This window comes from Bacillus sp. BHET2 (assembly GCF_005938125.1).
Lineage (GTDB): Bacteria > Bacillota > Bacilli > Bacillales > Bacillaceae_B > Rossellomorea.
This window is the reverse complement of record NZ_VCQN01000003.1, coordinates 502,437-516,846: the sequence shown is the minus strand read 5'-3', so window position 1 is coordinate 516,846 and position 14,410 is coordinate 502,437. Positions and strand designations below refer to the sequence as shown.

Annotated in this window: 10 protein-coding genes; 1 reads left to right on the top strand and 9 read right to left on the bottom strand. The window is 43.4% G+C overall.

Annotated features, from left to right (window positions below; translation table 11 throughout):
* Positions 1-5 precede the first annotated feature (5 nt).
* The 4 genes from gltB to mnmH form a co-directional block, all read right to left on the bottom strand.
* The gene (gltB, locus tag FGG79_RS15135) at positions 6-4,604 is read right to left on the bottom strand and encodes a glutamate synthase large subunit (protein ID WP_138779737.1); all 4,599 of its coding nucleotides are present in this window, start codon (positions 4,602-4,604) and stop codon (positions 6-8) included.
* Between the two features lie 405 nt (positions 4,605-5,009).
* Complete coding sequence (locus FGG79_RS15130; RefSeq protein WP_138779735.1) at positions 5,010-5,465, bottom strand: SRPBCC family protein; 456 nt, start codon at positions 5,463-5,465, stop codon at positions 5,010-5,012.
* Positions 5,458-5,808, bottom strand: a complete 351-nt coding sequence (locus FGG79_RS15125) for a MerR family DNA-binding transcriptional regulator (RefSeq protein WP_138779733.1) — start codon at positions 5,806-5,808, stop codon at positions 5,458-5,460. Before FGG79_RS15125 ends, FGG79_RS15130 begins: the two co-directional genes overlap by 8 nt.
* Positions 5,809-5,907: 99 nt before the next feature.
* Complete coding sequence (gene mnmH, locus FGG79_RS15120) at positions 5,908-6,963, bottom strand: tRNA 2-selenouridine(34) synthase MnmH (protein ID WP_138779731.1); 1,056 nt, start codon at positions 6,961-6,963, stop codon at positions 5,908-5,910.
* A gap of 301 nt (positions 6,964-7,264) precedes the next feature.
* Here mnmH and FGG79_RS15115 point away from each other — a divergent pair, with 301 nt between their 5' ends.
* Positions 7,265-8,815 (top strand): glycoside hydrolase family 10-like protein, encoded by a 1,551-nt coding sequence (locus tag FGG79_RS15115; RefSeq protein ID WP_138779729.1) that lies wholly within the window; start codon positions 7,265-7,267, stop codon positions 8,813-8,815.
* A gap of 41 nt (positions 8,816-8,856) precedes the next feature.
* Here the strand turns inward: FGG79_RS15115 and FGG79_RS15110 are convergent, their stop codons facing one another.
* The 5 genes from FGG79_RS15110 to FGG79_RS15090 all read right to left on the bottom strand — a co-directional run bounded on the left by FGG79_RS15110 (position 8,857) and on the right by FGG79_RS15090 (position 14,402).
* Entirely contained in the window at positions 8,857-9,411 is a 555-nt protein-coding gene (locus FGG79_RS15110; protein WP_171050957.1) for a cysteine dioxygenase, read from the bottom strand.
* Positions 9,412-9,426: 15 nt separating this feature from the next.
* Positions 9,427-10,350: a DMT family transporter gene (locus FGG79_RS15105; RefSeq protein ID WP_138779727.1), complete on the bottom strand. Its 924-nt coding sequence runs from the start codon at positions 10,348-10,350 to the stop codon at positions 9,427-9,429.
* A gap of 373 nt (positions 10,351-10,723) precedes the next feature.
* On the bottom strand, positions 10,724-12,040 hold the full coding sequence (locus tag FGG79_RS15100; protein WP_138779725.1) for a 6-phospho-beta-glucosidase: 1,317 nt from the start codon (positions 12,038-12,040) through the stop codon (positions 10,724-10,726).
* A gap of 18 nt (positions 12,041-12,058) precedes the next feature.
* On the bottom strand, positions 12,059-12,349 hold the full coding sequence (locus FGG79_RS15095; RefSeq protein ID WP_138779723.1) for a hypothetical protein: 291 nt from the start codon (positions 12,347-12,349) through the stop codon (positions 12,059-12,061).
* A 772-nt stretch (positions 12,350-13,121) separates the two neighbouring features.
* Positions 13,122-14,402: a PTS sugar transporter subunit IIC gene (locus FGG79_RS15090; RefSeq protein WP_138779721.1), complete on the bottom strand. Its 1,281-nt coding sequence runs from the start codon at positions 14,400-14,402 to the stop codon at positions 13,122-13,124.
* Between the last annotated feature and the right edge of the window lie 8 nt (positions 14,403-14,410).

Here is a 14,410-nt window from a genome sequence, read left to right as displayed (position 1 = left end):
CCCTTTTATTTCGCAGGTTCTAATATTTTTTTCTCTTCTTTCGTACCTTCTTCAAATGCTGCCATTTCAGCATCGAATTTTTCCAACCCGCTATTTTCAAGCTCACTTATCCGTTCTCTCATCTTGAGATACGATTTCGGGATGACCCGTACAAATTTGGACACGTATGAATCCCAGTTTTCTAAAATTTTCTTTCCATTATTGCTATTTGTATAATGAACGTATTTCTCGATCATACCGTATACTTCTTTCATTTCTTCCGGATCAAATAAAGGCTGAACGAGGACAAGCTCGTGGTTACATCTTGATCGGAAATTTTCATCTTCATCCAGGACATACGCCACTCCGCCTGACATACCAGCGGCAAAATTGCGTCCTGTGAGGCCAAGAACAACTACTTTTCCGCCTGTCATGTATTCACATCCATGATCCCCGACGCTTTCAACGACAACCTGCGCCCCACTATTACGGACACAAAAGCGCTCGCCGGCAACTCCGTAAATGTAGGCTTCTCCACCAGACGCACCGTAAAAGGAAACGTTACCGATGATCGTATTTCTTTCTGGGATAAATGTAGCAGTCGGATCCGGGTGAACAATGATTTTTCCGCCTGATAACCCTTTTCCGACGAAGTCATTGGAATCTCCCACAAGTCTTAGAGTCAGGCCATTTGGAATATAGGCTCCAAAGCTTTGACCTGCAGATCCTTTGAACGTTAAGCGAATCGTATCTTCTGGAAGGCCATCGGCCCCATATCGTTTTGTGATTTCACTCCCAAGCATCGTACCCGTAACTCGGTGAATATTCCGAATCGCCGTTGTCCATTCAACCGGTTCTCCGGTTTCAATTGCTTGACGACAGCGTGGAATCAGCTCTTGATAATCTAGCGTTTTCTCTAGCTCATGATCCTGTTTGCGAGTAGCATATCGGCCAACCTTCTCAGGTACATCCGGCTGATAAAGAAGGGCAGATAGGTCAATGCCTTTGCCTTTCCAATGATCTATGGCTTCATTTGCTTCAAGAACATCGGTTCTTCCAATCATTTCGTTAATGGTCCTGAACCCTAGTTCTGCCATAAGCTCCCTTGTTTCTTGAGCCACAAAGCGCATGAAGTTTGCTACATGCTCAGGATCACCCGTGTATTTCTTTCGTAATTCAGGGTCTTGTGTCGCAATTCCAACAGGACATGTATTCATATGACAAACGCGCATCATGACACAACCAAGGACAACAAGTGGTGCAGTTGAGAAGCCGTATTCTTCCGCTCCTAGAAGCGATGCAACGACCACATCCCGCCCTGTCATCATTTTCCCATCGGTCTCTACGACGATTCGGTCACGAAGACGGTTCAACAGTAAGGTTTGATGGGCTTCGGCCAGACCGATTTCCCATGGAAGTCCCGTATGCTTCAGACTGGTCCTTGGAGCAGCACCAGTACCTCCGTCATAGCCACTAATTAGGACAACATCCGCTCTCCCTTTTGCCACACCGGCAGCAATTGTTCCAACACCAACAGCTGAAACAAGCTTTACACTAATGCGGGCCTGCGGGTTCGCATTTTTCAAGTTATAAATCAACTCGGCAAGGTCTTCTATGGAGTAGATATCATGATGTGGAGGTGGTGATATCAACTCTACTCCAGGTGTGGATCCCCGCACTTCAGCTACCCAGGGATATACCTTTTTGCCAGGGAGATGTCCCCCTTCACCTGGTTTTGCCCCTTGGGCGACTTTGATTTGGATTTCGTCTGCGTTCACAAGGTAGTGACTTGTGACCCCAAAGCGCCCAGACGCTACTTGTTTTATCGAACTCCGTCGTGAATCACCATTTTCATCCGGGGTGAAACGGCTTGGGTGTTCGCCACCTTCGCCTGAGTTGCTTCGTCCGCCGATTTTATTCATGGCAATCGCTAACGCTTCGTGTGCTTCCTGACTGATGGACCCAAATGACATTGCTCCAGTCTTGAATCTCCGACAGATTTCTTCCACTGACTCTACCTCTTCGATCGGAATCGCCTTGGTTTCTTTAAATGATAGAAGTCCTCGGAGTGATTGAAGATTCTGCTTTTCGTCCGTCAACATGTTGGAGTATTTCTTGAACAACTCATAATTATTCGTCCGGCATGCATGTTGAAGTGTGTGAATCGTATTTGGATTGTATGCATGATCTTCTCCGTTTTTACGATATTGGAATTCGTCTCCTGATTCCAACGTTTGTTGATGATCTTTTCGCTCATTAAACGCTTTTCGGTGGCGCATGAGCACTTCTTTCTCGATAATATCCATTCCGATTCCGCCAAGTCTTGACGCAGTACGAGTGAAGTATTTATCAATGACATCTTTATGGATGCCGACCGCTTCGAAAATTTGTGCGCCACGGTAACTCTGAATCGTGGAAATTCCCATTTTAGAGAGAACTTTGACGACTCCGTCTGTCCCAGATTTCACAAACCTCTTCACAGCTTGAAGGTAGCTGATATCTTGTAGTTCACCCTTTTCAATCAGATCACGCAGTGTCTCATAGGCTAAATACGGGTTGATTGCTTCTGCTCCGTATCCAAGTAGGGTGGCGAAATGGTGGACCTCTCTTGGTTCACCGGATTCCAGCAAGATGCTGACGGTCGTACGGGTCCCCTGACGAATTAAATGATGATGAAGACCTGAAACGGCAAGCAGTGCAGGGATCGCTGCCTTCTCCTTCGTAACGCCACGGTCAGATAAAATCAGAAGTGTCGCGCCCTCTTCTACTGCCTGGTCAGCTCTTTCATAAAGCGCATCCAGTGTGTGATCAAGCTGACTTTCTTCATCTGTCACATCAAATAGTATCGATAACGTCACCGTTTTAAAGCCCTTTTCATTTTGATGACGAAGCTTCTCGAGCTCTTCCCCGGTAATGATCGGTGTCTTCAAATGGATATGTCTGCAGCTCTCAGGACCAGGATGAACAAGGTTTCCTTCTGCACCAATCGTTGTACCAACCGATGTAATGATTTGCTCCCGAATCGCATCGATAGGCGGATTTGTGACTTGAGCAAATAATTGTTTGAAGTAATTATATAGAAGCTGAGGCTTTTTCGATAAAACGGCCAGTGGGGAGTCATACCCCATGGAACCGACCGGATCTTTTCCATCCGTCACCATCGGCTTAATGATTTTATTCAGTTCTTCTGTTGTGTATCCGAACGCTTGCTGTTGCAGAAGTATATCTTCTGTTTCAAATAATACCGGTGCATGGAACGTTTCCGGTAAATCTTCAAGTTCAAATTTATTATGATCAAGCCAGTGTCTATATGGCTGCTCTGAAGCAACACGCAGCTTGATCTCATCATCCGGGATGATTCTTCCCTTTTCCAGGTCAACAAGCAGCATTTTCCCTGGCTGCAGGCGATCTTTGTACACAATATCATCGGCAAAAATATCAAGGGCACCTACTTCAGAACCAAGAACAATCATACCGCCCTTCGTTACATAGTAACGGGCAGGTCTTAGTCCATTACGGTCAAGACATGCACCAATCTGATTTCCATCCGTGAATACAAGAGCAGCAGGTCCATCCCATGGCTCCATTAAACAGCTATGGTATTCATAGAAATCTTTTTTCTTTGGATGGATTGTGTCATCATTTTCCCAAGGTTCAGGTACCATCATCATGGCTGTATGAGCAAGGGATCTACCTGATAAATGAAGGAATTCAAAGCAGTTATCAAACATAGAGGAATCACTGCCTGTCTCGTCAATGACAGGGAGGATCTTTTCCAGATCTTCTTCTTTGAACGCAGTCGAATGGCACAGCTTTTCCCTTGCACGCATCCAGTTGACATTGCCTCGTAATGTATTGAATTCTCCATTATGAATCGTATATCGATTTGGATGAGATCTTTGCCAGCTTGGGAAAGTGTTTGTACTAAAACGGGAATGTACAAGAGCTAAAGCTGAACGGAACTCAGGGTGGTTGAGGTCAATGTAAAAGGAATCGAGCTGTTCCGGGATGAGCATCCCTTTGTAAACAATGGTCGTGGATGACAAGCTGCAAAGGTAGACATCTTCTTGGTCCTCGACGGTTGCAACTTCTTTTTCAATTCGTTTCCGGATTACATACAGCTTACGCTCGAAATCCATCCGGGATTGAATGTCGTCCGATGCACCAATAAATACTTGGCGGATAAACGGCTTAGACTTGGAAGCCACTTTCCCAACAAAGGAATCATTGAGGGGAACAGGTCTCCAACCTAGCGTTTTCTGACCCTCTTCATCAATGATGCGCTCAAAGATTTCCTTACTCTTCATGCGCTTCTCATAATTCTCGGGAAGAAACACCATCCCGATTCCATATTCACCTTTTCGGGGAAGAATAATGTCTTCTTTTTCACATTGCTTTTTGAAGAAATGATGAGGAATTTGGGTAAGGATACCGGCACCGTCACCAGTACTTGTATCAGCTGATTGTCCTCCGCGATGTTCTAAGTTACATAGAATATTAATGGCATTTTGAACGATGTTATGACTCTTTGTCCCATCGATATTTGCAATCATGCCAATTCCACATGCTTCATGTTCTTGCGCAGGATCATACATGCCTTGCGCTACAGGAAGATTCGTTTTCATCCAATGTCCTCCTCTACTAAACGTGTATATTTTTTGAATAATTAACCGATTAATTAAATTTTCTTAATTTTCGTTAGTATATCATGAAATTTAGAAAAAACGAAAAATTAAGTTAACGAGAAAAGTTCATTTTTTCCAAGTATACTTGTAATCATTATGATGAAAGCTAATATATAAACGTTATTACTTACTTAATATTCAGAATCTTTTAAAGCTTGATGCAATAACAAAGAAATCGCTTACAAAAATTAACTAAATGGAACATACTTCAGCAAATTCCAACATGAATTTTCATGCAAAATATTTCCTGAAAAAAATTTTTTAAGCATGAAATTTTTTCATGTTTTTGGGGCTTTATAAGAGGGACGGACCTCCGCACATTTGTGCGGAGGTCCGTCCCTCTTTTCACACTTCTTTCATGGCTTCGCTTTCTACGCGGTCCATGAAATCGGTGACGACTTTGTTGTTGTTTTTTTCTCCCCCCAGCTTCAATAGTACTTTCCCCAGGAAGTTCACTCCTCTGTTTTCGCCTTTATAGATGAATCTGGTTTGATTTTCATCGATTTTATAAAAGGTGAATTCAGTTTCGATTTCAAAGGCTTTAGCTAATGTGAAACCGATTTTGTTGTGCTTTTTTTCAGGGGTATTTTCGTACTCGAGGTCTTCCACGATATATGTTTCAATTCTTTTGCCCTCTTTGTATTTCTGTTGATAGGTCGAACCCACTACGCCTTCCTTTTGTTCCAGTACCTTGTTTTCAACGACGTTCGGCATAATGCGTTGAATGTTTTCAATTTCAAATAAATGCCAGATTGTTTCAATATTGACCGGAATAATGCGTTCTTCATGCCAATTAATCATCTATGCCCTCTCCTATTCCCATCTCAAAGAAATCGTCCATTTCTTCGATCACTATTTGTATTCGTTCTATTTCAGCTTCCAATCCCCGTTTTTTTGCGCGGATCAACTTCTCCAGATTGTCGAAGGACTCATCATTCACAACTGCGAGCATTTCCTGGATGGAAAAGTTAAATTTCCTTAAATAAACCAGTAATCGTCCTACAAGATAAGACCCATTATCGTAATAACGATAGTTGTTTGCAGGATCGATATACACAGGTTCAAGAAGCTTAATCTCAGCATAGTAGCGCAGCGTTTCCTTACTCAGACCAGTCATCTTGGAGAACTCGCTCACCTTGTACATCCCTACCACCTCACACCTAAATCATAAACCATGTGGTGCACTACACGGTCAATCACTTGTATAAACGTTTTGTCAAAAAAGATACACCTTACTCCAGCATCATGAGAAGAGGTCATACTGAGTAGATACAAAAACGTCTTTATCCGAAAGAAGTTGTCTAACTCTTTCACACGCTTCTTTAATGGAGTTGACCTTTATCGTGATCCTTTGATCCTCGGGATATTGATTCGCCATATGTAAGTATCTCGGATCATAATAGTATTGGAGTAACAGCTCAAGGATCCGTTCATAGTTTTTCTCTTTTAACTCATCCTCGATTTGATTGGCAATTGGACTGTGAATCCTTCGTTTGATGTACCGGAATGCTTCTACAAATTCTTCATGATGCTCGTGGAGGCGGTACTCTTCTAAAATATGAACGATTCTTTCCTTCATAGGCATTTCAATAAATATATGAAACGCATTTTCTTTTTTCTCTACTAAAAAATCAGGGAGAAGCAGCTTCCCAATTCGCTTACTTTCTGCTTCAAATAGAAGAAATGGAGATGTCTGCAGCTTCATCAAATTCTGTAGAAGGAGGGAATCGAATGTTTTCTGGTTATGTGCCGTAAGCCCGATTTCTCCAAAGATGGAGCCACGATGGTTAGCCAAGCCTTCAATATCAAGGATCGGATACCCTTCCTTTAGTAGTTCCTTCAGAATAGCTGTTTTCCCGATACCTGTCCCACCATTTAATACAAAAGCTTTAGGTTTTATTTCAAAGTTTTCCAATTCATTCAGCACCCAGTGTCGATAGGCTCTTACGCCTCCTCGAATTCGGAACGTTTTGATACCCATTAAATCCAAGAAGGTTGCAGCCGCTTTGCTTCTCATTCCACCACGCCAGCAAAACACCACTATTTCACCCTCAAGCTTCTTGAATTCTTTCACGATTTGAGGGAGCTTCCTTGAGAATATTTCCAGTCCACGATCCGTTGCTGCTTCTTTGCTCACTTGTTTGTAAAGGGTTCCTACTTCTGCTCTCTCTTCATCATCAAACACCGGGATATTATAACTGCCCGGGATCGTCATCTCTCTATATTCAGAAGGAGATCTTACATCCACGAATGTATACGTATGTAAATCACATTGATCAATTGATAGGTCCTTGAACATGTCATCAACTCTCCTCTTCACATCTAACTTCTATTTTACACCAGTTTAGTTACCTTCGTTCGCAACATTCTGTATTCCTCTTTTTCACTTCAGAACAATACGCCTAGTCTAATCTTCCTAGTTATAGATTGAATATTCAGTTTTTTCACCACATTGGTACTATATACCAGTAGTTTCAGACACATTATAATGAAATTAGAAATTATATTTCATATTTTTAAATTATTTCATGAAGTATTATTTCAATAAAATGAAAACGGTTTCTTTCTATGAACCGTAACTGAGAGAGAGGGATTTGTAAATGAAAACATTGAAGTACTTGATCATGGCGGTCATGTTGTTCTCCATGGGTCTTCCTTTTTCTAACGGGAAAGCAAAAGCGGCAGAAACCAGCTCACCTAAGCATGAAATGCGTGCGGCGTGGATTGCAACAGTAGTAAACATTGATATGGCAGCCGGAATGGACGAGCAGGAGTTTCGGGATTGGGCGACGAGCTCTCTGGACGAATTAAAAACCTTGAAATTCAACACGGTGATCTATCAAGTGAAACCAACTGCTGATGCCTTATACCCTTCTAAACTAGCTCCCTGGTCACAATATATTTCTGGAGATGAGCAAGGAACCGATCCAGGCTATGACCCACTTGAAATCATGATAGAGGAATCGCACAAGCGCGGTATGGAGATTCATGCCTGGGTGAACCCTTATCGGATTACTATGCCCAATCAAACGATCGAATCTCTAGCAGAAAATAACGTTGCCAAACTTCACCCGGATTGGGTCCTGAAATACGGAAAGCAACACTATTTGAATCCTGGTATTCCCGAGGTACAAGAATACTTGATTGATACAGTGAAAGAACTGGTTGGCAATTATGACATCGAAGCCGTTCACATGGATGATTATTTCTACCCTTACAAAATTGCAGGAGAAAGCTTCCCAGATCAAGATACATACGAGAAATATGGCAACTCGTTCGATAATATCGACGATTGGAGACGCAACAATGTCGATGAGCTTGTAGCTGATATTAACTTAGAGATTAAAGACATAAAGGACTATGTTCAATTTGGTATCTCCCCATTTGGTGTATGGAGAAATATTGCCGATGATCCGACTGGAAGCGAGACACAGGCAGGACAAACCAATTTTGACGACCTGTATGCTGACACCCGTCAATGGATCAAAGATGGAAGCATTGATTATATTACTCCGCAAATCTATTGGTCTAGAAAACTTGATGTGGCTAACTACTCCGTTCTCCTGGATTGGTGGAGTCAAGAAGTGAGCAAATATGCAGATAATCACCCAGTCAATCTATATATCGGGATGGCGGATTATAAAGTGGGGGACAATTTTGACCAGGAATGGTTCAATCCTTATGAACTTCCCGGGCAAATCATGGATAATCGCGAGAATGGAACGGCTCTTGGACAAATGCATTTCTCTCTCAGACAAATTTTCGAAAACCCTCTTGGATACGCAGATCTATTACGCAGCGAAGTATACACAGAGAAAGCTTTGACTCCTGCCACGCCTTGGAACAACGATAAGCTTCCGAAGAAACCAAATAAAGTGAAAGCAGTTAAAAAACATGACGGCATCAAGTTGATCATCGATGATAAAAAGCATTCCGATGCAAGAAAGTACGTCATCTATCGTTTTGATGGCGTGAAAGAAGGAGATTACGAGAATGCTGCGAATATCGTGGATATTGTGTATTCCGAAAATCATCTTACAACCTACGAAGATACTTCAGCTAATAAAGGCGGGATGTACACTTATGGGGTGACATCCATTTCTCCAACCGGCGTAGAAAGTAAAGATGCAAAAACTGTAAGAGTCCATTGACAAAAAAATGGCGTTCCTCCTTCACCAGAGGAACGCTCTTTCTATTTTAACTGAATTTCCTTCAACTTTTGCTTGATATGATCCGGCCACCATGCCCCGCATTCCTCTGATACCACACAAGCTGCGCACTTTTCCAGGTCGTACACCATCATCCCTTCAATGGGCGGCGAATAAAGATGGAGCGTGACCAGGTCCTCACTGTTTCCCTTCTTCATTTTATGAACAGACTTCTTCGGTGCAAAAAAGAACGATCCCTCCCGATATTCACGATCAAAAATCTCTTCTGGAAGTTGATGATCATTCACCTCAAAGACCGTATTGACAGACGCACCATCCAGGACTTGAATCCATCCCTTGGACTCTCCGTGATCATGTGGTGCACATTCAATGTCGGACCAATTCATCACAAGTAACTCTACTTCTTTATTATGATACAGGAGCTTTCGATAATACGGCTTTCCATCTGGAGAACGCAAGTATGGCTGTAAGTCGTCGAGACTGATTTGCAGAGACTGTAGGGCTTGTTTAAGCTCTTTAGTGGAAGTGGCATTCAATGGCTCTAATCGCTTGGATATCCGTTCCATTAAGGTCAACATGATTCCTCCCTGATGTTATCGTTTCCTCCATAGATACTGATGGAAAATGGAGATCTTCTGGCCATTCACAATCACAACTCCTATTATAATTATGACTCCACCTAGTACGCTTATGAAGAAAATCTTCTCATGCAGAAGAAGTATCGCCGCGACCAACGTGGTGACGGGCTCCAAATACAGAAACATCGACACCTTTGAAGCATCCAGCACCGCAAGCGCCTTTGCCCAATACCAATAAGCAATGCCAGATACAAAAACACCGAGAAATAGCAAATGCACCCACTCCACATTTGTTAAAAGGGAGATGCTTTCCCACCCACGGTTTCTTATGAGGAAGGGGATGGTTAAGCTGAATCCCAATAGACTCATATAAAACGTGATGACGAGTGAAGGCAATTGAATACGGAGTTTTTTCAGTAATACTGAGTAGATTGCCCAGTTTAATGTACTGATGATCATGAGGAAATACCCGATGTTGAAAGCAAATCCAATAGACTGCCCGTTCCTTGCCGACGTGACTATCAGTACCCCTGTAATGGCAACAATCATGCCAATCGCCTTTGGTACAGTCATTTTTTCATGTAAGAACAGCATGGAGAGGATGACGGTGAAGACGGGTGAAAAAGAAATCATCCATCCCGCAGATGATGCATCGATCGTCAGTAGTGCCGTCGCCTGGACGACTTGGTGAATGAACACACCCAGAACACCAAGCACAATCAGATGAGGAATATATTTGAATGGAATCTTGAGTCGGTATCTATTTAGAAGTAGTAAGAAGAGTAGAAATGCTGCACCTATTGCAAATCGAAGAACAAGTAGCGTGTACGGATCAAGCGTCCTTAGCACCGCTTTCGTCGATACGAAGGATATCCCCCAGAAGCTGATCGACAGCGTAGCATATAGTGAAGCGGCAACTTTCGTTCTAACTGGAATCATGGGCGAGCGTATCCTTTCTGATCAAGCGTTCTTTCTAACATGGTATGCTCGTCCCGGGGAAAGATGTGAGGGAAATGAGGGGGGATGAACTATTTTGAGAATATGACGGAATCCTGTCCAACTTGGCAATTGCTTCTTAATCTAAGGTCGATAATAATAGGGGCAAAGTCGATAATATATCCCGAAAGTCGATAATAAATTGGCCGAACTCGATAATATATCTGGAAAGTCGATAATAAACAGTCCAAACTCGATAATAAGACCACAACACCCCTTCATATCATCACTCCTACCCTAAAAATCACTTTCCCATCAAAAAAAAAGCGTCCCAAATCAAGATTTGGAACACTTCTCCCTTTTATCTACTAGTAATTTACTTACCTAACTGCGGCAAATACTCCTTATGCACATCAAGCATGTCATCCAGCAGCTGCTTCGCCTTCACGTCACTCGTCACCAATGGATGAATCGTCATGGCGAGCAATGCTTTTTCATAGGAACCGGTAACAGATGCTTCTGCAGCCACCCGTTCAAAGGATTTGATCTGGTGAACGAGACCACTTACAGAAACGGGAAGCTCTCCGACGGCAATCGGCTTCGGTCCCGCTTTCGTAACGACACAATTCACTTCCACGGCAGATTCCCGTGGTAGGTCACTTATTGCTCCGTCGTTACGAACATTCAGTGTCTGAATATCTCCTCGATCGTTAAAAATAGAGCAAATGAGATTACATGCCGCATCGCTATAATAAGCGCCTCCCCTTTGTTCAAGCTGCGGAGGTTTGACCGCTATGTTTTCATCCTTATACAGTTCAAAAAGTTCATTTTCTAAGTGCTGGACCACTTCCGCACGGGTAGTTCCAGTCTTAAATTCTTCTAATTGTTTTTCCAGAATATCACTCGTTTTATAAAAATAGCGGTGATATGGACACGGTATAACTCCTAAACTCTTGATAAATGCAGGTTCCCATGGAAGTGGTGCGATATTCATCATGCTCACCTGTTTGTGAGGGTCACCCATCATGTCCAAGACATTCCCTAATACGGACTCACCGTCCACCAACACGTCCAGCCCATATACCATATGATTGAGTCCGGCAAAGTCTATATGTAGCCGTTCTAAATGGACGTCGAGAAGCCTTGCCAATGTCATTCTCATATTAATAGGAAGATTACAAACGCCAACGACTTTAGAATGTGATCCATATCGGAGCAAAGCCTCCGTCACCATGCCTGCAGGGTTCGTAAAGTTAATCAGCCATGCATCAGGACAAAGCTCCTCCATTTCATCTGCAATGTTCAAAAGGACCGGAATCGTCCTCATCCCCTTGAACAATCCCCCTGCCCCGTTCGTTTCCTGACCAATCATCCCGTATTTGATCGGCAGGCGCTCGTCCTGTACCCGGGCTTTAAGTTGGCCTACTCTCAACTGTGTAGTTACAAAGTCAGCGTCTGCTAATGCTTCTCTGCGATCCAGTGTAAGATGGATCTCCATCGGGACCCCTGCTTTTTCTACCATTCTCTTAGCTAAATTGCCAACGATGGTAAGCTTTTCTCTCCCGGCTTCAATATCCACGAGCCACAGCTCACTCACTGGAAGCTCATCATAACGCTTGATCAATCCTTCAACAAACTCGGGAGTATAGCTCGAGCCACCGCCAATCGTGACGACCTTGATTCCGTTTCTCATAGTCAATGCCTCCTGTGATTATTTGGCAACAAAGGCCAAAATAAAACTGATTAAGAAACTGACCACAACGGCTAAGACCATTCGCTTCTTCTTAACGGAAACATCTTCAACAGGGCCCTCCAATTTCAAAAGGACAAATGAAAGCCCAATCGAAGCAGAGATGCCCGTTGCAAAAAACACACTCCATTCCTTTGCCAATCCAGTGCTCATGAATGGTTTAGAAAGAAGTAGGAGTCCAATAGATACAGAGATTAATAGAACAAACACACTTTTAAAACCGATTCTCTTTGGCACAACCGATTCTGTCATTCAATTCACTCCTAACGATAGTGAAGAAGCCGGGACATAACTAAAACCATCCACTTTAAAGACGAACAATCGAAAAAAAGTATTTAGTCTTGAAACACCGCTGTTGATTTCCGTGCAAGGCTTCGCTTTCCTCGGGCGGAAGGTGAGCCTCCTCGTCGCTGCCGCTGAGGCCACTGAAAAAGTCCAGCATTTTAAAGATAAAAAATGATGTTTAAAAAACGAGGCTCCAGATTCGCTTCTAAGCGACGATAGACTGGTAGGGAGACATATTTGACCCCCTAAAAAACAGCATTTTTATAAAATGACTACTTTTTCAGTGGCCTCGCAGCCGCTCCTGCGGGGTCTCACCTACTCCGCTTTTCCCGTAGGAGTCTTCGCCTTGCACTCCAATCAACAGCTGGAATCAGCTCCATACATCGATCGTACTTTCAAAATAAAAAAATCCGAACGAATTCGCGTTTCATCAAAGAATCTCGAATATCGCTCGGATTTTCCCTTGCCTCGAAGACTTTTGTCCCAGCCTCTTTCATTTATATAATGGTATTTTGCTAGAGGATTAAGCCCTTTCTTCACAAAAGGCAAAGAACGCCTTTCCGCCTGACTCGTCTTATGCTTGTCGGGGCTGATCAAGCCGCCTCCGCTTTTCTTTGTCCAGCTACGGCGGCTAGCCCCTCGAGGTCATATGCCGATTCAGCCATAAAGGCAAAGAACGCCTTTCCGCCTGACTCGTCTTATGCTTGTCGGGGCTGGTCAAGCCGCCTCCGCTTTTCTTTTAAGCCGCTTGTTGTTCGCTTTCTTCTAACTTCATCATTTTTTTGTCGTACATTTTCAAGAATGGGAAGTAGATGGAAAATGAGATTCCGATATTGATCAGAACCATGACGATGGCTCTCCAGTCACCGCCGGTTGCCAGGTACGCGCCGATTGGTGCCGGAAGTGTCCATGGTGGCATGATATAGGTTGGTGATACTAATCCTACCGTTGTTGCCACATACGAAATAGTTGCTGTTATTAAAGGAACCGTGATGAACGGGATGATCAGAATCGGATTCAATACAATGGGAGCACCGAATATGACAGGCTCATTGATATTGAAGAGACCCGGTACAAGGCATGTTTTTCCTAAAGCTTTTAAATATTTGGAACGGGAGAAGAAGACCATCGCCAGTACCAATCCAAGCGTTGCACCTGATCCTCCGATCCAGATGAACCATTGGTAGAATGTTTCCGGTGCGACATGTGGAATCGTACCACCGCTGGCAACTGCATCAGCGTTATTCACCAGGAATACTTCCCAAAGTGGACGTGCTACCGTTCCAACAACTGATACCCCGTGGATACCGAATGACCAGAAGAAATCAATCAGGAATACAGGAACCAATACCCCGAATATGCTGTCTCCTGCTGTAACCAATGGAGCGACAGCCACACCAACCAACTTATGCAGATCTACTCCGGCTAAGACAGTCACGGATGAAATCAATAAAATAACAATTGCTACAGGAATAAGTGCTTCAAAGCTTCGTGAAACCGATGCCGGTACTTGCTCAGGCATTTTGATCGTGATGTTCTTCGTCTTACAGAATCTGAGGATTTCAACCGCCAGAATCGAGACTACCATGGAAACGAATAATCCCTGCCCACCGAGGTTGGTCATTGGAAGGACCCAGCCTTCTCCGTCCATTACTTTTGGTGTAATCGTTAATAAAAGCGCAGCCACTGAAATTTGTGCACCTGATAAAGGATCCAGTTTATAACTTTTTGAAAGATTGTATCCGATCCCGAAGGCGACATAGAGCGACATAATAAACATAGTCAGCCTGTACGGAATCAGGATTTCGACGATGTTGTCAGCAGCCCACTGTTTGATGTCTCCAAACACGCCCGCGTCTGGAAGTGGCGGGAACGCTAAGATAAGAAAAAATGAACCAACGATAATAAATGGCAGTGCCGAAATAACCCCATCCCGGATTGCTTGCAAATGCCTTTGTTCAGAGAGTCTGGCCATCGGACCGGACAAATTGTTCTCCAGAAAGTTCACAAACTTTTGCATATTACTAC